Raw genomic sequence first — 24,411 nt, forward strand, 5'->3', positions numbered from 1 at the left:
GGCCCGTCAGCGCTAACCTGAAGGCGTTGTGCCTGACGGAAGGCCGGTATCTTCTTCGAACGAAATGAGCAATTCCAAGCTTAAGAACATCAGAATTTCCATTGTTTGTCCGTGGTTTCTGCGAGGTGATGCCGTTGGGCATTCTGCGAATGACTACTACAATGCATTGCGCGAAACCGGCTTTAGCAATGTGCGTGCGCTCGGCGTTCGCAACGATTTTCCGGACATGAACTTCGAGCTGTGTGAAGATGCGAAAAGTCTTGAGGAGAATCGTTGGTTCAGGCAATCGGACTTGATTGTTTATCATTTTGCGATTCATCACGAACTTTTCGAGGCGTTGGGCAACCCGAAGAAGACGGGAAAACATGTGGTGTGTTTTCATAATGTAACGCCAAAGCACCTGATGCCCAAACGGATTTGGGATGTGATTGACAGGTCGTTTGCGCAAATAGCGCTGTTCAAGAACGCTGATGCCATCTGGGTCGACAGCCGGGAAAACTCGGAAGAATTAACTCGACAAAGCATCAAGGATCTGCCGTTCATTGAGTTGCCGATAGCTGTTGATCGTCCCGCGATCGGCGCTCTGGAAGACAAACCCACCCGACAAATCGATTTAATGTGCGTTGGACGGTTCTTTTCGTCGAAGGGCATTCTGGACATTGTCGATGCCCTTGCGAAAGTGAAGAGAATGACGAATCGGCACTTCGTTCTGCGACTCGTGGGTAATACCGACTTCTCAGACCCGGAGTACATTCGGGAAGTCAAGGAAAGAGTGTGTCTGTACGGACTCGGGGAAAATGTCGACTTCATCGGCAAAGTCGACGAGGTGACATTGGCGCGAGTCTTCCGGCAGTCTCACGTTCTGGTTTCCGCTTCGTATCACGAGGGATTTTGCGTGCCGGTTATCGAAGGGTTGCGGGCCGGCATGATCCCTGTGACGTATGACGCGGGCAATTTGCGTTGGATTGCAGGAGGGCGTGGACGTACCGTCACGACCGGCAATGTCGATGGCTTGGCGGACACGCTGGTTGAGATCATTGAAGGCGTTGCCGAATCCTTTGATGATCCAGCGGCCCCGGTTTTGCCGTTGGACGGTGGTATGAAGTCGGCTCAGCAATTCTCGAAAGATGCTAAGACTTACGCCTCAAGTTTCAGCTTTGACAATTTCACGGGAAGATTGGAAAGAGCAGTTACGCATGTGTTTGAGACGAATGCTTAACGATCGCGCCCTGCGGTGGGATCTCATTTGACAGGGTGCGTGGCTCCCGCTTTCGATTGACATTGCGTGAATCGATGCAGCAGATATTGACTGGCAAGCTCGAAAAGTCAGGTACAAATTTTGAAAATATACATACACGCAAACTGTCAAGGTGGCGCGCTGGCAAAGCTGATGGCCGAGACTCGGCCGAATGATGTTCAAATCAAATATCGAGAAGTTTTCAGCGTAGATGTCAACACGGAATTTGAGAGCTTCAAGTCGGATATTGAGGAAGCTGACGTCATTATCTCGCAGCCTGTGGCGGATAACTATCGGGATGTGGAATGGCTGGCTACGGATTGGATAAGGAAGAATAGATCGCCGAAATCCCGGCTGATCATATTTTCGGCGGTCTATCACCGTGGTCAGATTCCCCAGTGCTTTCCGCTCAGAGATCTCTATGACGGGCGCCTTGCTTATCATGATGCCCACGCGATCGACTACTTTTTCGCCGGAAAGGACGTCAGCGAATTCCTGCGCGATACGCAGAGAAGCGATTTCTTTCCTCCCGACTTTGTTCGATCGGAAGCGTTTCTGACGACGAGAGAACTGCTTCGCCGTGAGAGGGCCGCTGGCTGCGATGTGATGGTTTCGGACATCATCGAGGCGTACTCAACCACAGACCAACCATTATTTACCGTTAACCATCCGTCGCGAGCTGTGTTGGCGACGCTTGGCAATCGCATGCTAAGCCTTCTTGGCATCGAATGGCGAATCTCACTGACCGGACCTGAGGTTCTCGACCAGATCGTTATTGCTCCCTATCTGTCGACCGCGTTGGCGCTGGGACATGAGGGGACCGGCCTGCGCCTCGATGAAATGCGCTCTGCAAATATTTGGGAAAGTCGCGCCGAATATTTTGCTCAAGTATTCGATGCTTATAGGTCGATTGGCGCAGACAGGCTTCGGGAAGCGATTTTGAAACACGGCGAGCTCACGGCCTATTTGCAGCGGTTCAAGCGATCCAAAGGTGTCGTTGATTTCGAAGATCAACGAAAACTCGTTGAATCGCTGTACACGACATTCCTTGGCCGCGATCCCAATTCTGGCGAGGTGTTGCATCACTTGAAGTCATTGGAATTGCGAGGTTTTGACGCAGTGGTGAAGACGTTTCCTACGTCGACGGAGTTTCATAAGGCAGGAGGTGGCAAGACTCTCGACACAAGGTTTCCTTTCAACGGCGACTAATTTTGTGTGTTAGCGCGGCAAAGAAATATCTCCTAGAAGAGACAATCGATCTGGATTAATAGAATGCTCAATATAGTGATTCCCATGGCGGGGGCCGGCAGTCGTTTTGCAAAAGCAGGATACGTGGACCCGAAGCCACTGATTCGCGTTCACGATGTTCCAATGATCAGACTGGTGATCGAGAACCTCCGTCCGACGGTGGAGCACCGGTTCATCTTCATTTGCCAGGCCGAGCACATTGCTGCTTACGGGCTGAAGATGCGGCTCGAGGCATGGGTGCCCGGATGTAAGATTATTGCCCTGAACGGCATAACGGAAGGGGCCGCGTGCACAGTGTTGGCGGCAAAGGATCTTATCGATACCGACGAAGCACTGATGATCGCCAACAGTGATCAATACGTAGACGTTTCCATTGACGCCTATGTGGATCAACTACCGGTGCACGCCCTCGACGGTCTGATTATGACCATGACAGCAGATGACCCGAAATGGTCCTTCGTCGGTTTCGATGAAAACGGCAAAGTTTCGCGGGTGGTGGAGAAGGAAGTTATCTCAAGCGAAGCTACCGTTGGAATCTATAATTTCAGACGAGGTTGCGATTTCGTGCGCGCGGCGGAGTCGATGATCGCTAAAGACCTTCGTGTTAATGGCGAGTTTTATGTCGCGCCGACTTATAACCAGCTGATTGAGGAGGGTCAACGGATTGGCGTTCATAACATTGGAAGTGAAGGTGCGGGTATGTATGGACTTGGCATCCCTGCCGACCTCGACACTTTTCTGGCGCATCCCGTCTCGAATCGCGCAGTGCAAAAGGTGGCATCATGATAGTACTCAGTCATCGAGGCTACTGGCAGGATGCCAAAGAGAAGAACCGAGAGATCGCATTTTGTCGTTCCTTCGATCTCGGATTCGGCACGGAAACGGACATTCGGGACAGAAACGGGTCGCTCGTCATCTCGCACGACATGCCGACCGGAGATGAAATCTCGTTTTCCGATCTTCTTCGAATTCTGAGAAACCGTGACTTGCCTTTGGCACTGAACATCAAGGCTGACGGTCTCGTCGGAGCGCTAAGGGAGACCCTGATAAGCAGATCTCTTGGCAAATGGTTTGTATTCGACATGGCCGTACCGGACATGCGGGCTTATCTGGAGGCAGGTATTCCTGTATTTACGCGAATGAGTGAAGTCGAAAGGCAGTCAGCCTGGTTGGAGCAATCGGATGGCGTATGGCTCGACGCATTCTCAGACATTTGGTACGACGCCCGTACGATTGAAACCCTATTGCGTGCCGGTAAGAAGGTTTGTGTCGTTTCATCCGAGTTGCATGGCCGAGACGCCGAGGCGCAATGGCATATGTTACGTGAATTGCCGACACATCCTGATCTGATGCTGTGTACCGACCATCCAGAGAAGGCAAAGAAATTTTTTGGAGACCGTTTAAATGATTAAAGCTGTAATTTTCGATATGGATGGGGTCCTTATCGAGGCAAAAGACTGGCATTACGACGCGCTCAATAGGGCACTGCGTCTGTTCGGGTTTGAAATCAGCCGGTATGCGCACCTGACCACCTACGACGGTCTGCCGACGAGCAAGAAGTTGGAAATGTTATCTATCGAGAGTGGTCTGCCGCGCGAACTGCACGGGTTCATCAACGAGATGAAACAGGCATACACGATGGAGCTGGTCCACTCACTGTGCAAGCCGCGCTTCGTTCACGAGTACGCGCTGTCAAAGTTGAGCGCGATGAACTACAAGCTGGCCGTCGCGTCGAATTCGATTCGGCAGAGTATGGAGGTGATGTTGAAAAAGGCGCGTCTGGATGTCTATCTCGACCATGTCATGTCCGCCAGCGACGTCAAGCAGGGCAAGCCGTCTCCAGAGATCTATCTGAAGACGATTGAGCGTCTGGGTCTTGAGCCTCATGAGTGTTTGATTGTCGAAGACAACGAAAATGGTATTCGTGCTGCAACTGCTTCAGGTGCGCACGTACTTGCAGTTCGCGAAGTTGAAGACGTCAACATTTCGAATATCCTTAGTCGCATTCGGCAGGTCAATGAGGGCACACGTGCATGAATATTTTGATTCTGGCCGCCGGTGGCGTTGAATTGCATGATGGTGACTATCCTCTTTGCATTGCTGAAATCGACGGTAGGCCACTTCTCCAGTGGGTGATTGATGCTTGCAGCGGAATTCGCGGCGCGAAGTTCATCGTTGCGTTGCGCGAGCAGGACATCCGGCGTTATCACCTTGGCAACATGGTCGGCCTTCTCGCTCCGCGCGCGACAGTTCTTTCCGTGCCGGAAAATACACAAGGCGCGGCGTGTACAGCGTTACTGGCTACACCGCATATCGATACGGACGATGAACTGCTGATTCTGAACGGAAACGACTTGCTGGAAGCGGACTTTAGCGCCGTGGTTTCGGATTTCCATCACCGTGATCTGCATGCTGGGACTGTCACGTTTGCTTCCGTACACCCGCGCTACTCATACGTACGTTGCGGTGAAGATGGGCTGGTTGTCGAGGCCGCCGAGAAGAACCCCATCAGCCGCGCGGCAACCGCAGGCTTCTACTGGTTCAAACGCGGTACGGACTTTGTTCGGGCAGTCCAGAACATGATCCGAAAGAACGCGTCTGTTAACGATCTTTTCTACATCTGCCCATCTCTTAACGAGTTGATCTTGGAACAACGACGCATCGGTACATACACGGTGGAGCAGAATCATTATCACCCAATGAAAACACTGCAGCAGGTATCCCAGTGTGAAAGTCTGATTCTTCAAAGGCGTGCGGAATGAATAGCGCAAAACTGGATGACATGGTAAAGGGGTGGTTTGTCGGTGCGTTTTCACCAACTGCTTATAGCACGGACAATTGTGAGGTTGCGGTCAAGCGCTACAAGGCGGGCGACAAGGAAGGCGCACATTACCATAAGGTGGCCACGGAAATTACGCTTGTAATGTCAGGAAAGGTCCGGATGGCTGGAAAAGAGTGGGGAGCGGGTGACATCGTCGTGCTTGAACCAGGCGATGTGACGGACTTTGAAGCGCTAACTGATGCAGTCAACGTTGTTGTCAAGACGCCAGGTGCGCTCAACGACAAGTTCGTTTTGTAGAGCTTTGGTTCCGCATGGTTAACCTGTGGGCGACGCAGTATGTGTCGGCAGTAAAAAACTTCGCTTACTAGCATTTCCCGAAAAAATCGATTGGAATTGGGCATCTGAGAGCCATGAATAAGAATGTTGCGGTGGTTACTGGTATCACGGGGCAAGATGGGGCATATCTCGCTGAACTTCTGCTAAACAAGGGCTACGTTGTGTACGGAACGTACCGGCGCACGAGCTCGGTGAACTTCTGGAGAATTGCCGAGGTGGGTGTTTCGGAGCATCCGAATTTGCATCTAGTCGAATACGATCTGACCGATCTTTCGTCAAGCATTCGCTTGCTTCAACAGTCAGGGGCTACAGAGGTTTACAACCTTGCGGCTCAAAGTTTTGTCGGCGTATCGTTTGATCAGCCTGTGACGACAGCCGAGATCACGGCGATTGGTCCGCTTAATCTTCTGGAAGCAATCCGAATCGTCAATCCGGCGATTCGCTACTACCAGGCAAGCACGTCGGAGATGTTTGGAAAGGTGCAAGCGATTCCGCAGGTGGAAAACACACCATTTTATCCGCGTAGTCCGTACGGTGTTGCCAAGCTGTACGCACACTGGATGACGATCAATTACCGTGAAAGTTACAATATCTTCGGATGTAGCGGTATTCTTTTCAATCATGAATCCCCGCTTCGCGGTCAGGAGTTCGTTACGCGTAAAATTACTGACAGCATTGCCAAGATCAGTTTAGGCAACCTGTCAACGCTTGAGCTCGGCAATCTTGACGCGAAACGTGATTGGGGTTTTGCCAAAGAATACGTCGAAGGCATGTGGCGCATGATGCAGGCAGACCGACCCGATACCTATGTGTTGGCCACGAACCGCACTGAGACTGTTCGGGACTTCGTTTCCATGGCCGGCAAGGCCGCAGGCCTCGACATCCGATGGGAAGGTCATGGCGAGAACGAAGTTGGCTATCACGTATCTTCCGGAAAGACGATTGTCAAGATCAACTCGAAGTTCTACCGACCTGCTGAGGTTGAATTGTTGATTGGCGACCCCGCAAAGGCACGAACTGAACTGGGCTGGGAGCCTAGGACTAATCTGGAGCAGTTGTGCCAGATGATGGTGGAAGCAGATATTCGTCGCAACAAGAGCGGATTCTCGTTTTGAGCATGATGAATACCTCGCGGATCGGCGTTGCGGAAACTGCAGGAGAGGTAATGCTGGAGAGTGACGGGTGAAGTTAATCCTTTCAGTGGATGCTTTGGTGCCACCACTCACTGGCATCGGGCGTTACACGTGGGAGCTTGCGCGCTACTATCAGTCGCGGGATGGACGTGTCGACTCCGTGAGGTTTTTTCGTGTTAATGAGTGGGTTGCCGACCCTGCGAACATGTTGCGGATACCTGCGCTTCGCAAGAAACAGGGATATTTCCGCCGACAGATACCAAAATGGTGGCGTGCATGGGCGTTACGTAGACAAATGGCTGACGCCGTTTTTCACGCGCCCAACTACTTTTTGCCTGAATGTGTGGATTCGGGAATAGTGACTGTTCATGATCTCTCTGTATTCAAGTATCCGGAAACCCATCCGGTGCAGAGACGTCGACATTTCGAGGTTGCGTTCGGCTCGACGCTTGCGCGTGCCAATCACATCATTACAGACTCCGAGGCGATCAGGCTTGAGGTGGCGGAATTTTTCGGCTGGTCAATGGACAAGATTACGGCCATACCGTTGGGCGTTAGTGGAAAGTTTCGACAAAGATCGGAATCGGAACTCGCTGGGTCGCTACGGGACCATGGCCTTGTTTACGGAAACTATTCGTTATGCGTATCTACCTTGGAGCCGCGCAAACGGGTGGATCAACTAGTCCGCGCCTACAGCCGTCTGCCAGCCACATTGCGGCAAAGGTTTCCGCTGGTGCTCGTTGGTAGCAGGGGGTGGCTGAGTGATGATCTGCATACCGATCTGGAACGCGGTGAGCGGGAAGGGTGGCTTCGCTATCTGGGATTTGTGCCTGAGGCGCAGCTGCCTTTCTTATATGCTGGTGCACGTGCGTTCTTTTTTCCGTCAACCTATGAGGGTTTTGGACTGCCTGTGCTTGAAGCGATGGCGAGTGGTGTGCCGACATTGACGTCCAACAGCTCTTCATTGCCAGAAGTAGCGGGCGACGCAGCGTGGCTCGTTCGATCTGACGACACTGATGCGCTAATGGATGGTATCAAAAGTGTCCTGCTGGATGAATCGTGGCGAACAGCGGCAGTAGCGCGCGGTCTACGTGTTGCGGGACGGCGAAGCTGGGAGGCTTGCGCGCGTCAGACCTTTGAACTCTGTCGTAGTTTCGCCTGAATGCGCGTCATGCAAGATCGGCAAGCAAATGCTTGAGCTGTTCCGCACTTTCAGACCAGGTTAGACGTTGCATTGCTTCGCTTGAGGGCGCCTGGCGAGTTGCCAAGCGCGCAAGCCATTCGTTTATTTCTGGGGCAAGCTCCGCTCCTGATCTTGCGGCGAAATAGGTTGCATGTTGCTCCGCGACTTCTCGGAATACAGGTATGTCACGTGCGAGGATCGGCAATCCAAATGAGGCTGCCTCGATTAGCGGCAAGCCAAAGCCTTCGGCTTCTGACGCGACGATAAGACCATCAACCGATAAATACATTTCCGATAACTCGTCGTCAGTCGCGCCGCTTTGCCAAATAAGGTGCTTTCCCCATTGCTGGTGGGTACGCAAGCGCTCAACCAGATTTTCGACATGCCAACCCATCTTGCCGATGATCACGAGAGTGGCGCTGCAGCCATTCGCCCAGAGGATGTCGAACGCATCCAGCACTAACGTGTGACCCTTGCGGGGCTCAAGCGTGCCGACCATCATGACCGTTTGCCGTAGCGAATTCTGACTGGATACGGACAAGCCGGCGGGGAGGCGCATCTGGAGGGGGCTTGCGTGGGTGTGCAAATCTGCGCCTAGATGAAACCACCGAACGGCTAGGTTATGCGCGGCTGTTCCCAGTTTGTCATCGAGCCACGTTCGAGTTTCTTCGGCGACGGTACGGGAAATGCAAAAGACGGCGTCCGCGTGAACGCTCAGTGTCTGCAACCAAAGCCGAAATGACTTCTGTGCGACGGTCGTGAACCACTTCGCGCTAGTGAGAGGAAGCAAGTCGTAGACTACAAAGCATAAACGGACGCCCTGACCACGCCATTTAAGCAGATCGGATTGTCGGCGAGGAATGATTCGACCGGCTAGATCCAGCCCGAGGAAGATATCTCCTTCTGTGACGCGGATGCATTGATCTGCTACCAATGGCTTGACGCCCCTCAGTGAGCAGAGGTACGCGTCCGCATATTCGTATGTTCGTCTGCGGGTAGCCCGGACTGGGCGAACTTCGAATCCGTCGGGAGGCGCGGCAATGAGACGAACGAGCAATGAACGAACAGCGCGCTGAATGCCAGTGCCGGCATCGTGCGAAGCGATGACTGACACGTCGACAAGCAATTGCCGCTGCGGGTTTTGCGCGATGCGTTCGAAAGTTGCCGCTTTGCTGCGGTGGCCAAGTACCAGATTCCGGGCGACTGCCAGTAGTCGCTGGGATCCTAGAATGATGGCGAGCCGGAGCAGAGCCAATTGGAGTTGATTGCTCAAGCGATGTCTCCGAAGAGGCGGATCATTGCCGTTCCGGGGCTAGCCGGCGCTTTCTTGGTAGAAAGCGTAGGCTTCTTCAATATTCTCGAACGTGTGCAGTTTGCCACGCACCAAAACGGCGGCACTGTCGCAGTGCTCCCGTATGTACCCGGCGTCGTGACTGACAATAATCAAGGAGCGGTCGGTGCGCTTCTCGAAGAGTTCTTGGTGGCACTTCGCATGGAAGCGGCTATCGCCGACGGCGATGATTTCGTCGATCAGAAAACAATCGAATTCGATTGCCATCGAGATAGCAAACGCCAGTCTCGCGCGCATGCCAGCGGAGTAGGTCTTTACAGGCTCGCGCAAGTAGTAACCTAGTTCGGAGAACTCTTGGACGAACGGTTCGGCAGCCTTTGCGTCGGCGCCATAGACTCTGCAGATGAAGCGCAGATTATCCATGCCCGTCAGACTACCCTGAAAAGCACCACCGAATGCAAGGGGCCATGACACGCTCATATCACGCAGAATTCGCCCGGAGGTTGGCAACTCCGCGCCGCTAATCATCCGGATAAGGGTAGATTTACCCGCGCCGTTTCGACCGAGAATTCCGATGTTTTCGCCTTTGGCAACGCGCAGATTGACATCGTTAAGTACTCGCTTGCGTCCCTGCCGGGTATGATAATCCTTGCAAAGTTTCTGCAGTTCGATCATTCCGGCTCCACACGTTTGCTTGCGTCGGCTACGAGGAACAGTCCGCAAACCAGAAGCGTTAGATCTGAAAAGATCATATACTCGACGTCATAGTGCGGCTTCACGAGTGAACCAAAGTAGCCACCTCGCAACATTTCCACTCCGTGCACCATCGGCAGCAGAAGGGCTAGTCTTTGCACTCCCTCTGGTAGCCAGTTCACCATGAAAACTGCGCCGGAAAGGGGAAACATCAGATATGCAATGGTGTGCCAGACACGTTCCACGACTTCGCTTCGCTCGCTTAGCGCTCCAATGGTCAGTCCCATGCCGGTTCCGAAAATGCACAGGAACAGCCAGCCGAAGATCATCAGCGAAATATTTGCGGGCGGCGCCATCATTCCCAAGGTGACAAAGAAAACGGTAAGAAACAGAAATGAAAGCGAGGCGCCAGTTACCTCGAGGATAATTCGAGAAAAGAACAAGTCGATTACGCGAACATTGCGGTGATACAACAGGCTCTGATTTGGCATGATTGCAAGCGAGCATCGGTTCGCACAATTTCGCCATACAAGGACCGACGAATATCCCGTCACCGCAAACGCCGTAATGGGAAGGTTGGACCCATGGACCGACTTGGATGCTGTCCAGAGTGCCGTGATGCCGAGGGTGAACACCATTGGCTCGAAGAAGACCCAGAGAAATCCGATGTTGTGCCGTCCATAACGAGTAAGGATCTCGCGCATCAGGAGCGCCCCAACTACGCGCAGCTGAATCTTCATCGATCTGATGAGCGGGGTGTTATGTTGCATGGTTGCCCCAATTTGTCAGTCGTGGTGCTCGCGGACGCCAGCGAGCAGCAAGCTCAGAACGCCCCAAACGAGCATTCCCAACGCAAACACTTCAAAAATCGATTTCAGTCGTTTCGGTTCGATTGCGATGTCAGGCGTATTTGGCTCAACCAGTCTTTCCAGATAAAGCTGCTTTCGTTGGGCTTCAGAGCGCGCGCTTTCAAGTGCCGCCATGGCTGACGCCAATTGTTTGTCGGCAAATTGTGAGTCGAGTTGCAGCCGCGCGTAAGCCGCCGCCTTGTTCGACAGAGAGTTCTTTCCTCCCGTCACGCCACCCGTTGCCGCTTCAATCTGCTTTTGAAGTGTTGCAATACTGGTCTTCAGAACAGGAATTTGCGGGTTTTGCGGGGCAATTGATTGCAATTGCATCAGTTGCGTCTGTGCCGCAAACATTTGAGTCTGAAGCGCAGTCACTTGCTGCAACTGCAGTGCAGATTGCTTTTCCGGATCGAACACCGTGTACGAGTCTCGGTACGTCGCTAGCGCCGCAGCCGCATCCTTGGCCTTGGCAGCTGCTATGTCAACTTCGTGCTGGGCAAATTGAACCGTGTCCGTAGCAGCACGTTTGTTCATGCGGTTGACCAGGCGCTCACTCATTTCAAGTAGCGTCTCATTGATTTTCTGAGCGTCTTTGGCGGTATAGCCGCGAACCTGCAACGTTGTAATGGCCGACGTCGAGTCAAGATCAACCGAGACAATATGCTTGCTGTAATATTTCCACAGCGCTTCGAAGCTGTCGTCTAAGCTTCGGGGGAAATGGCTCAAAAAATCGCCGTGGTTACCATATGCGTCCGCAATATAGTCGTTTTGGTTCAGTTCCTTGAGGGCGTCGCGCGACTGAATGTAATCGATCACCGGATAAGTGTCGTCTTGCGCGCGGGAAAATCCGGTGCCTTGCAGCAGGGCGCCCACCACGCTCGTCTGGCTTTGCCGTTGTGGGCTGCGAACGACGAAGCGGGACTCCGAGACGTAAACGTCCGATGCGATCAGCCCGAAATACGCAATCGCAATGGCAGTCGGGCCGACGACAGTCAACGCAAAGATGCGATTAACTCCCTTGATTCGTTCGACCAGCCCTTTCTTTTTCCCCGAGGGCGGCAGCGCCGCGTTGTTGCTAGATACTGTTTCCAACGTCTTATCCAACTTGAATGGTTCTTTCAATTCCCTTGTCGCCGGCCGAGCGAACAGAGGGAAGAACGGAAGCGCCCGCAAAGTGTTTGCGACTAAACAGGCCGCAAACGTTTTACGTGAGCCAATACGAATCCTTACGCGATGTTTTTGCCAGGATTGCAAACGCGTTTTATGCTTGGCAATCCTTACGTGGAAGATATCGACGTACGCCTACCCGATACAGCGAGGCCGGCCGATTATAGCCACCCGATATGGCTGGCGCCATCCACCTTCGTATCCTTCCAACAAATTTCTTAAATTTTCGTAACTTTGCGATTTTTTACCTTGCGATGTTGTATTCTTCGGTCCTTGCTTAAGACCAGCAGCTACTATTCAAACGATTCCGAGGTTTCCGGGGGAGGGCGCGGCACATTGCGTTCTGTTGGAATGCTCGGGCCGCTTTCGAAGCACTCACATGCACCGCTCTTTTCTCGCCCTGCAAGGCACGGCGTCTCCGTTTTTCAGTCGCCTTGCTACCGCATTGCGCGAGCGCGGTCACGCCCTACGTCGTGTTAATTTCTGTGGTGGCGATCTGTCATACGCTGGTAATAGTGATGCGTGGAATTTTCGCGGACACGTGGGCGAGTTATCCGATTGGTATCTCGATAAAATGAAATCGAGCAGTTTTACCGACGTAATAATGTTTGGTGACTGCCGCGAGATCCACCGCCCGATACACCCAATTGCACGAGCCAACGGCCTGCGTGTCCACGTGTTCGAAGAAGGCTACGTCCGCCCCCATTGGCTGACACTGGAAAAACACGGCGTAAATGGCCGCTCGCAATTACCGCGCGATCCCGCCTGGTATTTGGATCAGCGCCGTTTCACGCCGCCAAGTCCAGTCGGTCAACCCACCGGCTATAACCTCTACGAACGCGCCTTCCACGACATCCGTTATCGCAGCGCCAATACACTATTCGCGTTGCGCTTTCCGCATTACCGCAGCCATCGTCCGAGAAACGGCTTCTTCGAGTACTCGGGACTGGCCGCTCGCGCATTGCGCAAACGCAAACATCATTGCAATTCCGACCAAGTCACTCGCGACCTGCTCGAAGCCGGTCACGCGTACTACATCTTTCCGCTGCAACTGAATTCGGATGCGCAGATCGTCGTCCACTCTCCGTTCGACAGCGTGCGCGAAGCCATTGCAAAAGTAATGACCTCGTTCGCTCGTCACGCACCGGCGGACAGTTGGCTCGTGATCAAGAACCATCCGCTCGACACAGGTCTGATCGACTACCGCCGTCACGCCGAGCGACTCGCGCGCGATCTCGGCATTAATGAGCGCATGCGCTTCATCGACGCCGGCCATCTACCGACGCTGCTCGACCACGCACGTGGCGCAGTGGTAGTAAACAGCACGGTCGGCTTATCGGCACTGCATCACCGTCGCCCGTTGATCGCGCTGGGCACTTCGATCTACAGCATGCCGGGCCTGACGTGGCAGGGCTCGCTCGACGATTTCTGGCAGCACGGCGAGCCGCCTGACATGAATCTGTACCAAGCCTTTCTGGACTACGTCGTCCACCACACCCAAATCAACGGCGACTTCTACACCCGCACTGGCATCGCGATGGCCACAGCCGGCGCGGTGCAACGTCTCGAGGCGGCCGCGCATGCTTAACGCCGCTGCGCGCCACATCGTCATCACCGGCGCAAGCGCGGGGCTTGGCCGCGCGCTCGCGCAGACCTATGCGGCACCAGGTGTGGTCCTCGGCCTGATCGGCCGCGATGGCGAACGTCTCGAAGCGTCAGCACAAGCCTGCCGTGCAAAAGGCGCGAAAGTAGAAACAGGCCTGATCGACGTGCGCGACGCTGAAGCGATGCAAACCTGGCTACACCGTTTCGACGACGCGCACGCCATCGACCTGCTAATCGCCAACGCCGGCGCCGCCAGCACGCTCGGGTCCGCAACCGATTGGGAAGAACTCGAACGCACGGCCGCAATCGTCGACACCAATTTCTACGGTGCGATGCACGCGGCGCTGCCCGTCATCGCCCGCATGCGCGCACGCAAGCAAGGCCAGATCGCGCTAATCAGTTCGCTCGCGGCGCTGCGCGGCATGGCGATTTCGCCCGCCTATTGCGCAAGCAAGTCGGCGATCAAAGCATACGGCGACTCAGTGCGTCCGATCCTGTCGCGCGACGGCATCCGCATGTCGATCGTCTTGCCGGGTTTCGTGAAGACCTCGATGAGCGACGTGTTCCCCGGCGACAAACCGTTCCTCTGGTCAGCGGACAAAGCTGCCCAACACATCCAGCGCAAACTGAAAGCGGGTTGCGCGGAAATCGCTTTTCCGGGCCTGCTCGCTTTCGGCATGCGTCTTCTGCCGTTGCTGCCCGCGGTATTGGCCGATGCGATTCTCGGCGGCCTGTCGTATCTGCCGCGCGAGGAGCGTTGAGTGGACGCAACGCTCGCGCTCAGTTTCGCGGCCGCGGCCGGCCTCGCGCTTCTGCCTGAAGCGATTGCGATGCCGCGCGCATCGTTGCGCCGTTCGCCGGTTGCGTACGCGTTGCACGTCGCTGCCATCGGGTTCATCTGTTTGTGCGTGTTGCTGCTCACAGGCCGCGTGAGGTTCTCGGCATTCGTCGCGATCGCATTGGTCGCGCTGCTGGCCAGCGTGAGCAATGCCAAGTACGCGTCGCTGCGCGAGCCGTTCGTCTTCACCGACCTGAGTCTCTTCAGCCAGCTTTTTGCACATCCGCGTCTTTACTTGCCGTTCGTCAGCGCGGGCACGGTGGTGGCGATCGTGATCGGCGTCGTCGTGGTGGTCGAGGGTTTCATCGCGGATAAGCCGCTCGCGCACAGGCCAGTCGGCGCGCTTCTAACCGCTGCCTGCGCCTGCCTCACAGCAGCCTATCTCTGCGCCGCACGCTTGCCGCTCAAGCTGAACGCCGTCGACGATCAAAAGCGCCACGGCTTCTTCGCGGTCTTCGTCGCCTATCTGCTGAACGGAATGAAGCCGGCCACGGCGCGGCGGTTGCGCGACGTATTAGCCTCCGGTCCTTTCGCGAGCGGTGTGCCGCAATCGGCACCCGACGTGATCCTGATCCAGAGCGAGTCGTTCTTCGACGCACGGCGTCTTTCCGCGTCGATCGACCACTCCATCCTGAGCCACTTCGACACCGCGCGCCGCGAGTCGGTCCAACACGGTGAATTGACGGTCCCCGCATGGGGCGCGAATACGATGCGCACGGAGTTCGCGGTACTGACCGGCGTCGATCAGACGCAACTCGGCTATGCGCGTTTCTATCCGTACGCGTTCGTCCGACGAGCATGCACGTCGCTCGCCTCATGGTTCAAACACGGCGGCTACCAGACGCAGGCGATCCACCCGTACTACGCGGATTTCTTCGGCCGCGAGCGGGCCTTCAAACATTTGCAGATCGACCGTTTCGTCGACATTGCCGCCTTCGCCGACGCGCCGCGCGCGGGGCCGTACGTGTCCGATCAGGCGGTCGCGGACGCGATCGTCAAAGCGCTTGGCGAGCCGCGCGACAAACCCGCGTTCATCTTCTCGATGACGATGGAAAACCACGGCCCGCTGCATCTGGAGCAGGTCGAGACAGGCGAGGGCGCCGCGTTCCACGCGCTCGGCGACGACGCGCGCTGGCGCGATCTGACCGCCTATCTGCGCCACCTCGCCAACGCCGACGCGATGCTCGGCCAACTGCTCGGCACGCTGCGCGCGCGGGGTCGCGATACGGTGCTGTGTTTTTACGGCGATCACGTGCCGGCGCTGCCGCACGTGTACACCGAACTCGGCTGCGAACCGTCGCGCAGCGACTACTTCATCTGGCGCAACTACGGTGACGCGCCTGCAACCCGAAAAGATCTGTGCGCCGAGCAACTCGGCGTCGCCCTCGTTCGGACTCTCGAGCCGGCCATGCCGCGCGGGACGCCGGCGCGTACGCTGCACCCAACAACAGAATGATGACCAAACAGATTGCGATTGTGGGGATGGCTTGCCGCTTCCCCGGCCATGTCCACGGGCCCGAAGATTTCTGGGCATTGCTGCGCGACGAAAAAGACGCGGTGACCCAGGTGCCGGCCGAGCGTTTCGGCACGGAGTTTTATCAGCATCCGTCCAAACGTGAAGCGGGCAAGAGCTATACGTTCTCCGCTGGCGTACTCGACGACGTCGCCGGCTTCGACGCGGCCTTCTTCGGCATTTCACCGCGCGAAGCGCAGCAGATGGACCCGCAGCAGCGCCTGCTGCTCGAACTCGCATGGGAAACCTTCGAGGACGCGGGCGTGCGTCCGCGCGACATGGAAGGCAGCAATTGCGCGGTCTACGTCGGCGTCGCGAGTCCGGACTACGGCAATCGTTTCGTCGACGACCTGAACGCGGTCGATCCGTATTCGGCGACCGGCAACACGCTGAGCATTGCATCGAACCGTCTGTCGTATCTGTTCGACCTGCGCGGGCCGAGCGTGTCGGTGGACACTGCGTGCTCGTCGTCGCTGGTCGCCTTGCATCAGGCGTGTCAGGCGCTGCAATCGGGCGATGCCGAGATGGCGCTCGCGGGTGGCGTCAATCTGCTGCTGCATCCGTTCGGCTTCGTGACGTTCTCGAAGGCGTCGATGCTGTCGCCGCGCGGCCGTTGCCGCGCGTTCGACGCGAGCGGCGACGGTTACGTCCGCTCCGAAGGCGGCGCGCTGGTGATGCTGAAAACGCTGGAGCGCGCATTGGCCGACGGCGACACGATCCACGCGGTGATCGCCGGTTCGGGCGTCAACTCGGACGGCTATTCGCAAGGCGGCATCAGCGTACCGGGCGCGGCCACCCAGGCGGCGTTGCTGCGCACCGTGTATGACCGCGCGGGCGTCGATCCGCGTTCGCTCGCCTATGTCGAGGCGCATGGCACGGGCACGGCGGTCGGCGATCCGATCGAAGCGCGCGCGTTGATGGAAGTCGCGTCGGCGGGGCGGCCGATCGACCGGCCGTTGCTGATCGGCTCGGTAAAGACCAACGTCGGCCACCTTGAAACCGCGTCGGGCATGGCGGGTTTGATGAAGGCGATCCTGTGCCTGAAGCATCGCGCTGTGCCGAAGACGCTGCATTTCGAAACGCCCAATCCGGCGATCGATTTCGTCGGCGGCCGGCTGCGCGTCGTGGATCGTCTGACACCGCTCGACAGTGGCACGGAGCCGCTCGTGATCGGCGTCAACTCGTTCGGCTTCGGCGGTACGAATGCGCATGTCGTGCTGCGCGAAGCGCCCGCAGCAACCGCGGCCACTGCTACGGCTGCTGCCGCTACTCAAGCCGAATGCGAAACGGCGCCGCTGTTGCCGCTCATCCTGTCGACCCGCTCCGCAGCCGCGCTGCCGGAACTCGCGGCACGCTACCTGTCTTCGCTCGATAACGGTACGCCATGGAACACGCTGGCCGCCAACGCGGCGCATCGCCGGCAGTGGCTCAAGCATCGCGCGATCGTCGCGCCGTCGACGCTTTCTGAAGCACGCGCCGCACTCGGTGCGCTGGTCGCGCCGACGCCCGATCACACCGAGCCGGCACTCGTGCAGGGCGATACTCCCGGCGACGACACGCGTCTCGCGCTGGTGTTTTCCGGCAACGGCTCGCAGTGGACCGGCATGGGCAAGCAGTTGCTCGAACAGGAGCCGGTGTTCAGCGCGGCGCTCGATGAACTCGATGCGTTGTGGTGCGCCGACGGCAGTCCGTCGCTCATCGATGTGCTGCGCGAAGGCGTGAGCGCTGAGCGTCTCGCGGCGACCGAGCACTCGCAGCCGTTGCTATTTGCGATTCAGGTCGGCGTGGTGCGCGTACTCGAAGCACGCGGCGTCGGTTATGACGTGTGTCTCGGCCACAGCGTCGGCGAAGTCGCGGCGGCGTGGGCGTCGGGTGCATTGACGCTGGCGCAGGCCGTGCATGTGATCAAGATCCGCAGCCGGGCTCAGGCGAGCACGCGCGGCACGGGCCGGATGGCCGCCGCCGGTCTCGGCGAAAGCGCGATGCGCGCGCTGCTGGCGCAACTCGGCGTGGACGCCGTGGTGGAAATCGCGGGCGTGAATAGCCCGCAAGCGGTCACGCTGGCCGGCCCGCTCGGCGCGTTGCAGACGCTCGAAGCCGCGGTGAAAGAGAGCGGCCGCTTCTTCCAGATGCTGGACCTCGACTACGCGTTCCACAGCCGTCAGATGGACCCGATCGAGCCCGGCGTGCTGGCTGGCCTCGCGGATCTCGCACCGAGCGCCGCGATATGCAGCTTTGTGTCGACGGTCACGGGCGCCGAACTCGCGGGCACCGATCTCGACGCGAACTACTGGTGGCGCAACATCCGCGAGTCGGTTCGTTTCGGCGATGCGGTCGCGCAGGTCGCGCAAATGGGTGTGCGTCTGTTCCTCGAAATCGGCCCGCATTCGATTTTGCGCACCTACGTGACGCAAACGCTCGACGACGCGCGCGTCGTCGGCCGCTCGCTGCCGACGCTCAAGCGCAATCACGACAGCGCGCAGATGCTGGATCACGCGATCTACGCGATGATCGCCAACGGCGCGCGTGTCGACGCCGAATGCTTTGCTCCGTCGAGCGCACGCGTGCCGCTGCCGTCGTATCCGTGGCAGCACGAACATTATTGGCTCGGCCCGACCGCCGAGGCGTACAACCTGGTCAATCGTCGCCGCGAACATCCGCTGCTCGGTTATCGTCTGCATGAGCATGCGCTCGCGTGGGAAAACCAGCTCGATCCCGCCGGTTTGCCGCTGCTGGCCGATCACGTGGTCGATGGCGGCGCGGCGTTCCCGGGGGCGGGCTACGTCGAGATGGCGCTGGCCGCCGCGCGCGTGCATTTCGGCACGGCAAGCTGCGCAGTCGAGAACATCGAAATCCGTTTGCCGGTCGTGTTTCAGCCGCAGCATTCGAAGCTGTTCCGCTTCACCGTCGATGTGCGTACCGCGAGCTTCACGATTGAAACGCGCGATCGCATGTCCGACGAAGCGTGGTCGCTGAACGTCACCGGCCGTTTGCTCGCGAGCGGCTGCGCGCTGGGCGCGGACACCGAAGCGGCCACGCTGCCGGCCACGACGCTGATCGATCTGCTTGCCCGACCGGCCATGTCGGGCGACACGCTGTATGAAAGCACCGCCGCGATCGGCCTGAGCTACGGCCCGGCGTTCCAATGGGTACGCTCGGTGCACGTCGATGCCGACGCCGATATCGCGCTTGCTGAAGTGGAAATGCCCGCGGTGCTCGCGCAATCCGCAACGGCACACGACGCATATTCGCTGCATCCGGCGCTGATGGACAGCGGTTTCCACCCGCTGTTCGCGCTGCTCGCGTCGCCGGATCGGGCGCAGATCGAACACGCGGCTTATGTGCCGGTGCAACTTGGCCGCATCGATTATTTACGCGGCGACGCGATCCGTTATGTGATGGCGCGGATCGAGCGGCGCAGCCCACATTCCGTGGTCGCGTCGTTCGAGTTCGCCGATGAGCAAGGCACGATCGTCGCGCGGCTCGGCGCCTGCCGTTTCCGCCGCGTCGATCTGATGGGCCGGCGTCAGCAGGCGCCCGGACGTTACGCGTATATCGTCGAAGCGAAGCCGCTCGCCGGCGACTTCAACGCGCGCAGCTTGCCCGAGCCGGCTGCGTTGCTCGACGATGCCGCCGCCGCATTGGCGACGCACGAAGACCAGCCGCGCCGGCAGTCGCATCTGACTGAAATGCTGCCACTGCTCGACGTGCTTGCCGGCGCCTACGCATTGCAGGCGCTCGACGCGTTGAACGTGTTCGCGCAGGCAGCGCTGCCGGATTGCGCACACCCCGCGCTGCTCGCACGGCTGGCGCAGATGGTCGTGGAAGACGGTCTTGCGCGTCGTGACGGCACGCGCCTCGTGCGTGACGCCGAGGCCTGCGCGAGCCTGCCTGGTATCGACGAACTGTGGCGCGAGCTACTCGCGCAATCACCCGCGCACGTCGCCGAACTGACGCTGCTCGCGCATTGCGGCGCGGCGTTGCCCGCTGTGTTGCGCGGCGAAGTGAGTGGCGCGCAGATTCTGCCGCCGTCGCGCAGCAGTCTGGTCGAGCATTTCTTTGAGGCATCGCCGACGTGGTCGCATGTCAATGCGTTGGCCGGCGCATGCCTGCATCGCGCGATCGAAGGATGGAGCGAGCCGCGCCGTCTGCGTGTGCTCGAACTGGATTCGCCGCTGAGCGACGTGCTGCAACCACTCGCGATCCATGTGCCGGTGTCGCGTTGCGACTACACAATTGCGGGCACGCGTGAGCAGTTGAGCGGTTTCGACGCGAGCGAGCATCCGTCGATCCATATCGCCACCGTCGAGTTCGGCGACACGCCGCGTCTGTCCGGCATCGAGGCGGGCGAGCGCTACGACGTCGTCGTCGCGAGCCACGTGCTCGCCGCGCAGAGCGAGCCGCGCGCACTGCTTGCCGCGTTGCGCGGCTGGCTGGCGCCGGGCGCACTGGTCGTGATCGCGGAGCCGCGCAATAGCCGCTTCGCCGACATCGTGTTCGATCTCGACGCGGACGCCGCGCATGCCAACGCGCGCCGCGCGGCATGGTTGTCGCCGCTGGCGCTGACGCAACATCTCGAAGAGGCGGGCTTCGAACAGATCACGCGGCATACGGAGCAGGGTCTCGATCTCGAAGGCGCGCCCACGTTGCTGGTGGCGCGCGAGCCGCTCGCGAGCGTGGCCTCGGCCTCGACTTCGACCGATACCGCAAGCGAAGCAGCCGAAGTGCGCACGCCGCCCGCGCATTGGTCGTTGCTGTACGCGGCGCAAACGGTGGCCGACGATACGCTTGCCGTCGCATTGCAGGCCGCCGGCCACACGGTGTCGAGCAGCACGCTGCAAGCGTTGCGTCACGACATGAGCAAGCTGGCCGGACCGGCCGGGCGCGCGCATCACGTGGTCTTCATCGCGCCGGATCAACATCTGTCCGCCGACGCGGACGGCGCCGAAGTGATGCACGTGCAGCAGCAGACCACGCTCGCACTCGCGCAACTGGTGCGTGATCTCTCGGCGGTGGCCGGCGTGATGCAGCCGCAACTGTGGATCGTCACACGCGGCGGCGCGCCGGTCGCCACGCCGTTCGCGGATGCCGCGTCGCTGCGTCCCGAGCAGGCTGCGATGTGGGGGCTCGGCCGCGTGCTGGCCAACGAGCATCCGGAACTGTCGTGCCGTCTGATCGACGTAGCGGTGGCGGGACGCGACGCGGCTGCGCTGCTGGCGCGTGAACTGCTCGCGTCCGATGGCGAAGAAGAAGTGCTGTTGACACCGCAGGGCCGCTACGTGCCGCGCATGTTGCCTGCGGCGAGCGCGGTCTTGCGTAGCACGGCGGCCACGCCGGTGCGTGCGCAAAACGAAGCCGCGGTGCTCGGCTTCGCGTCGCCGGGCTCGTTGCGCAACCTCGAATGGTTCGCGCTGCCGCAACGCGAACTCGCGGCGGACGAAGTCGAAATCGAACCGGTTGCGACGGGCCTGAATTTCCGCGACGTGATGTACGCGATGGGCCTGCTGTCCGACGAAGCGGTGGAAAACGGTTTTGCTGGAGCAACGATCGGCATGGAGCTGTCGGGGCGGATCGCACGCGTCGGCCGCGACGTGCAGCGTTTTGCACCGGGCGATGCGGTGCTCGGTTTCGCACCCGCGTCGTTCGCGAGCCATGTGCGCACCAAGGCCGAGGCCATCGCGCACAAACCCGCGCGCCTCACGTTCGAAGAAGCGGCCACGGTGCCGACCACCTTCTTCACCGCGTACTACGCGCTGTGCGAGCTGGCGCGTCTGCGCCGCGGCGAGCGCGTGCTGGTGCATGGCGCGGCGGGTGGCGTCGGGATCGCGGCGATCCAGCTCGCGCGTCACCTCGGCGCGGAAGTCTTCGCGACGGCGGGCAGCCGCGAGAAGCGCGAATTCGTGCGCCTGCTCGGCGCCGATCACGTGTTCGATTCGCGCAGCCTCGCATTCGCCGATGAAATCCGCGAGCGCACGCAAGGCGCCGGCGTCGATATCGTGCTCAATTCGCTGGCCGGTGAAGCGATGGTGCGCAGTATCGACACGCTGCGTCCGTTCGGCCGCTTCCTTGAACTCGGCAAGCGCGACTTCTATGAAAACAGCCGCATCGGGCTGCGGCCGTTCCGCAACAACATCAGCTATTTCGGCATCGATGCGGATCAATTGATGAGCGCGCTGCCGGACCTGACCGCGCGTCTGTTCGAACAGGTGATGCAGCTGTTCGCCGATGGCGTGCTGCATCCGCTGCCGTATCGCGCGTTTCCGGCCGAGCGGGTCGAGGAAGCGTTCCGTCACATGCAGCAGGCGCGGCAGATCGGCAAGATTCTCGTCACGTATCCGGACGGCACGCCGAACCCGGCGCGCGCGACGGGCACCGCTGCTACGCTCGAACTCGATCCGGCGGGCGCGTATCTGATCGTCGGCGGCACGGGTGGACTGGGCTTTGCCACCGCGCGCTGGATGATGTCGCGCGGCGCGCGACATCTGACGCTCGCGAGCCGTTCCGGCACGCTCGCGCCGGAGCTCGCGGAAGAAGCCGCGCGTTGGCGCGAAGCGAACGGCACACAAGTGCACACGGCCGCCTGTGACGTCACCGACATCGCCGCACTCGACGCGTTGCTCGCCGACATCGCGCAACGCGGCACGGCGCTGAAGGGCGTGCTGCATTCGGCGATGGTGATCGACGACGGCCTCGTGCGCAATCTCGACAACGAGCGTTTTGCCGCCGTGCTCGCGCCGAAACTGGCCGGCGCGTGGAATCTGCACCGCGCCACCCGTGACGCGAAGCTGGACTTCTTCGTGGTCTATTCGTCGGCGACGACCTTCCTCGGCAATCCGGGGCAGTCGAGCTACGTGGCGGCCAACAGCTTCCTCGAAGCGCTGATCGCGCAGCGGCGTGCCGCCGGTTTGCCGGGCACTTACATGGCATGGGGCCCGCTCGACGACGTCGGTTTCCTCGCGCGTAATGCCGAAACGCGCGAAGCGTTGCAGGCGCGCATCGGCGGCCTGTCGATCACGTCGGCTGAAGCGCTCGCCGCGCTCGAACGTGCGCTGGTCGAAATGAACGCGGGCGAGGCGGTGGTGCGGCTCGACTGGCAGGCGCTTGCGCTCGGCATGCCGGCGGCGCGCGCGCGTCGCTACACGGAACTGCACGCGCGCGGCAGTCACGAACCGGCGCGCCAGGGCGGCGTGCAGATGCGCGAACAAATCGCTGGCTTGCCGTTCGCGGACGCGCTGCATCTCGTCGAAGAAACCTTGCAGGCGCAGATCGCACGCATCCTGCACATGTCGCCGGAAAAAATCGAAACCAGCCGCTCGATCCTCGACATGGGGATGGATTCACTGATGGGAATGGAGCTGGGGATGGCCGTCGAAGAGAGCTTCCAGGTCAAGCTGTCGATCATGACGATGGCCGAAGGCGCGACGGTGCACTCGCTCGCGCAACGCATCGTCGAATCGATCCAGACGCAGGACGACGCGGCCGAGCCGAACGGCGTTGCGGCGCAGGTGGCGGCGGTCGCCGCGCAACATGCGCTCGACGTCGGCGCGCATGCGCTGGCTGACGTCGCCGATGCGCTGTCGGCCGCGTCGGCGCAGACCGTTGCGACGGAGCTCGTCTGATGCGTGCGCCCGCGGGCTGGAGCAAGCGCGAAGGCACGCTCGCGCGCGCGTTGACGTTGAGCGGCCATGGCCTGCATACCGGCCGCCGCGTGAACGTGCGCATTCTTCCGGGCGACGCGAGCAGTCCGCGCGGCATCGTGTTCCGGCGCGTGCAGGGCGGCCGCGTACTGGCGGAACTGGCCGTGAGTCCCGCGTTGCGGCACGGCCAACCGCTCTGCACGATGCTCGAAGCCCCCGGCGGGATCCGCGTGCGGACGGTCGAACATCTGCTGGCGTCGCTGCTGACCTGCGAGATCGATCGCGCGACGGTCGAACTCGATGCCGAGGAAGTGCCGATTCTCGACGGCAGCGCACAGCCGTGGCTCGACGCGATCCGCGCATGCGGGCGGATCGAGTTGCCGCACGCGAAGCGCTTCATTCGCGTGCGGCGCGCCGTGAAGATCGCCGATGGCGCGGGCACGCGCGATGAACGCAGCATCTCGATCGAACCGTCGTCCGTCTATGAAGTGGCCGTGCGCAACGACCTGAAGGGTTTTGGCGAATTGCGCTGGGATGGCGCGCTGACGCCCGCGAGTTTCGCCGGCGAGATCGCGCCGGCGCGTTCTTATGGACGCGTCAAATGGGCGATCCCGGCGATTCTCGCGGGCTACGTGCGCGGCATGCCGATTTTGCGCGGCGCACGCCTGTCGTGCACCGCTGCGATCTTCGGCAACCGGGTGCTGGGCGGCATGCGCGTACCGGACGAATTCGTGCGGCACCGCGTGCTCGATCTGGTCGGTGACATGGCGATGGCCGGCGCGCCGTTGCTCGGCCGCGTGAACGCGTTGCGGCCGAGTCACGAAATGAATTACCGGCTCGTCGCCGAACTGCTCGCGACGCGCGACGCGTGGGAATGGGCTGAATTTACCGACTGACCTT

At 59.4% G+C, this 24,411-nt stretch carries 18 protein-coding genes; 14 read left to right on the forward strand and 4 right to left on the reverse strand.

Features of this window, described 5'->3' with window-relative positions; all coding sequences use genetic code 11:
- Positions 1 to 64: 64 nt before the first annotated feature.
- The 9 genes from HV744_RS14240 (at position 65) to HV744_RS14280 (ending at position 7,898) form a co-directional block, all read left to right on the forward strand.
- A complete protein-coding gene (locus HV744_RS14240; protein WP_175150127.1) occupies positions 65 to 1,219 on the forward strand; it encodes a glycosyltransferase family 4 protein in 1,155 nt (384 codons plus the stop codon).
- Between the two features lie 120 nt (positions 1,220 to 1,339).
- A complete protein-coding gene (locus tag HV744_RS14245) occupies positions 1,340 to 2,446 on the forward strand; it encodes a WcbI family polysaccharide biosynthesis putative acetyltransferase (protein ID WP_175150128.1) in 1,107 nt (368 codons plus the stop codon).
- A gap of 63 nt (positions 2,447 to 2,509) precedes the next feature.
- A complete protein-coding gene (locus tag HV744_RS14250) occupies positions 2,510 to 3,271 on the forward strand; it encodes a glycosyltransferase family 2 protein (RefSeq protein WP_175150129.1) in 762 nt (253 codons plus the stop codon).
- Entirely contained in the window at positions 3,268 to 3,897 is a 630-nt protein-coding gene (locus tag HV744_RS14255; protein WP_175150130.1) for a PI-PLC domain-containing protein, read from the forward strand. Before HV744_RS14250 ends, HV744_RS14255 begins: the two co-directional genes overlap by 4 nt.
- The gene (locus tag HV744_RS14260; protein WP_175150131.1) at positions 3,890 to 4,522 is read left to right on the forward strand and encodes an HAD family hydrolase; all 633 of its coding nucleotides are present in this window, start codon (positions 3,890 to 3,892) and stop codon (positions 4,520 to 4,522) included. Before HV744_RS14255 ends, HV744_RS14260 begins: the two co-directional genes overlap by 8 nt.
- Positions 4,519 to 5,247 carry a glycosyltransferase family 2 protein gene (locus tag HV744_RS14265; RefSeq protein WP_175150132.1) on the forward strand — a complete coding sequence of 243 codons (729 nt, stop codon included), beginning with the start codon at positions 4,519 to 4,521 and terminating at the stop codon, positions 5,245 to 5,247. Before HV744_RS14260 ends, HV744_RS14265 begins: the two co-directional genes overlap by 4 nt.
- Entirely contained in the window at positions 5,244 to 5,564 is a 321-nt protein-coding gene (locus HV744_RS14270; RefSeq protein ID WP_175150133.1) for a cupin domain-containing protein, read from the forward strand. The genes HV744_RS14265 and HV744_RS14270 overlap by 4 nt, the downstream gene beginning before the upstream one ends.
- Positions 5,565 to 5,677: 113 nt before the next feature.
- Positions 5,678 to 6,718, forward strand: a complete 1,041-nt coding sequence (gene gmd, locus HV744_RS14275) for a GDP-mannose 4,6-dehydratase (RefSeq protein WP_175150134.1) — start codon at positions 5,678 to 5,680, stop codon at positions 6,716 to 6,718.
- A 67-nt stretch (positions 6,719 to 6,785) separates the two neighbouring features.
- Entirely contained in the window at positions 6,786 to 7,898 is a 1,113-nt protein-coding gene (locus tag HV744_RS14280) for a glycosyltransferase family 4 protein (RefSeq protein ID WP_175150135.1), read from the forward strand.
- Positions 7,899 to 7,905: 7 nt separating this feature from the next.
- Here the strand turns inward: HV744_RS14280 and HV744_RS14285 are convergent, their stop codons facing one another.
- From HV744_RS14285 to HV744_RS14300, 4 genes are read right to left on the reverse strand one after another with little or no spacing between them, the layout of a single operon-like run.
- A complete protein-coding gene (locus tag HV744_RS14285; RefSeq protein WP_175150136.1) occupies positions 7,906 to 9,192 on the reverse strand; it encodes a glycosyltransferase family 4 protein in 1,287 nt (428 codons plus the stop codon).
- Positions 9,193 to 9,231: 39 nt separating this feature from the next.
- The gene (locus HV744_RS14290; protein WP_175150137.1) at positions 9,232 to 9,885 is read right to left on the reverse strand and encodes an ABC transporter ATP-binding protein; all 654 of its coding nucleotides are present in this window, start codon (positions 9,883 to 9,885) and stop codon (positions 9,232 to 9,234) included.
- A complete protein-coding gene (locus HV744_RS14295) occupies positions 9,882 to 10,673 on the reverse strand; it encodes an ABC transporter permease (protein WP_175150138.1) in 792 nt (263 codons plus the stop codon). Before HV744_RS14295 ends, HV744_RS14290 begins: the two co-directional genes overlap by 4 nt.
- Positions 10,674 to 10,688: 15 nt before the next feature.
- Entirely contained in the window at positions 10,689 to 11,843 is a 1,155-nt protein-coding gene (locus tag HV744_RS14300; protein WP_175150284.1) for a KpsE/RkpR family capsule polysaccharide export protein, read from the reverse strand.
- Positions 11,844 to 12,297: 454 nt separating this feature from the next.
- Here HV744_RS14300 and HV744_RS14305 point away from each other — a divergent pair, with 454 nt between their 5' ends.
- Genes HV744_RS14305 through HV744_RS14325 form a run of 5 tightly spaced genes read left to right on the forward strand, consistent with a single transcriptional unit; the run spans position 12,298 to position 24,407 of the window.
- Complete coding sequence (locus tag HV744_RS14305) at positions 12,298 to 13,506, forward strand: capsule biosynthesis protein (RefSeq protein ID WP_175150139.1); 1,209 nt, start codon at positions 12,298 to 12,300, stop codon at positions 13,504 to 13,506.
- Positions 13,499 to 14,284, forward strand: a complete 786-nt coding sequence (locus HV744_RS14310) for an SDR family NAD(P)-dependent oxidoreductase (protein ID WP_175150140.1) — start codon at positions 13,499 to 13,501, stop codon at positions 14,282 to 14,284. The genes HV744_RS14305 and HV744_RS14310 overlap by 8 nt, the downstream gene beginning before the upstream one ends.
- Positions 14,285 to 15,817, forward strand: a complete 1,533-nt coding sequence (locus tag HV744_RS14315) for an LTA synthase family protein (protein ID WP_175150141.1) — start codon at positions 14,285 to 14,287, stop codon at positions 15,815 to 15,817.
- Entirely contained in the window at positions 15,817 to 23,493 is a 7,677-nt protein-coding gene (locus HV744_RS14320; RefSeq protein WP_175150285.1) for a type I polyketide synthase, read from the forward strand. Before HV744_RS14315 ends, HV744_RS14320 begins: the two co-directional genes overlap by 1 nt.
- Positions 23,493 to 24,407 (forward strand): UDP-3-O-acyl N-acetylglycosamine deacetylase, encoded by a 915-nt coding sequence (locus HV744_RS14325; RefSeq protein ID WP_175150142.1) that lies wholly within the window; start codon positions 23,493 to 23,495, stop codon positions 24,405 to 24,407. The genes HV744_RS14320 and HV744_RS14325 overlap by 1 nt, the downstream gene beginning before the upstream one ends.
- Positions 24,408 to 24,411 lie beyond the last annotated feature (4 nt).

It is taken from the genome of Paraburkholderia ultramafica, assembly GCF_902859915.1.
Lineage (GTDB): Bacteria > Pseudomonadota > Gammaproteobacteria > Burkholderiales > Burkholderiaceae > Paraburkholderia > Paraburkholderia ultramafica.

Coding starts and splice junctions, on each gene's coding strand:
- HV744_RS14240 (WP_175150127.1), top strand. CDS start 65: ATGAGCAATTCCAAGCTTAAGAACATCAGAATTTCCATTGTTTGTCCG.
- HV744_RS14325 (WP_175150142.1), top strand. CDS start 23,493: ATGCGTGCGCCCGCGGGCTGGAGCAAGCGCGAAGGCACGCTCGCGCGC.
- gmd (WP_175150134.1), top strand. CDS start 5,678: ATGAATAAGAATGTTGCGGTGGTTACTGGTATCACGGGGCAAGATGGG.
- HV744_RS14270 (WP_175150133.1), top strand. CDS start 5,244: ATGAATAGCGCAAAACTGGATGACATGGTAAAGGGGTGGTTTGTCGGT.
- HV744_RS14295 (WP_175150138.1), bottom strand. CDS start 10,673: ATGCAACATAACACCCCGCTCATCAGATCGATGAAGATTCAGCTGCGC.
- HV744_RS14265 (WP_175150132.1), top strand. CDS start 4,519: ATGAATATTTTGATTCTGGCCGCCGGTGGCGTTGAATTGCATGATGGT.
- HV744_RS14320 (WP_175150285.1), top strand. CDS start 15,817: ATGACCAAACAGATTGCGATTGTGGGGATGGCTTGCCGCTTCCCCGGC.
- HV744_RS14260 (WP_175150131.1), top strand. CDS start 3,890: ATGATTAAAGCTGTAATTTTCGATATGGATGGGGTCCTTATCGAGGCA.
- HV744_RS14305 (WP_175150139.1), top strand. CDS start 12,298: ATGCACCGCTCTTTTCTCGCCCTGCAAGGCACGGCGTCTCCGTTTTTC.
- HV744_RS14290 (WP_175150137.1), bottom strand. CDS start 9,885: ATGATCGAACTGCAGAAACTTTGCAAGGATTATCATACCCGGCAGGGA.
- HV744_RS14310 (WP_175150140.1), top strand. CDS start 13,499: ATGCTTAACGCCGCTGCGCGCCACATCGTCATCACCGGCGCAAGCGCG.
- HV744_RS14255 (WP_175150130.1), top strand. CDS start 3,268: ATGATAGTACTCAGTCATCGAGGCTACTGGCAGGATGCCAAAGAGAAG.
- HV744_RS14250 (WP_175150129.1), top strand. CDS start 2,510: ATGCTCAATATAGTGATTCCCATGGCGGGGGCCGGCAGTCGTTTTGCA.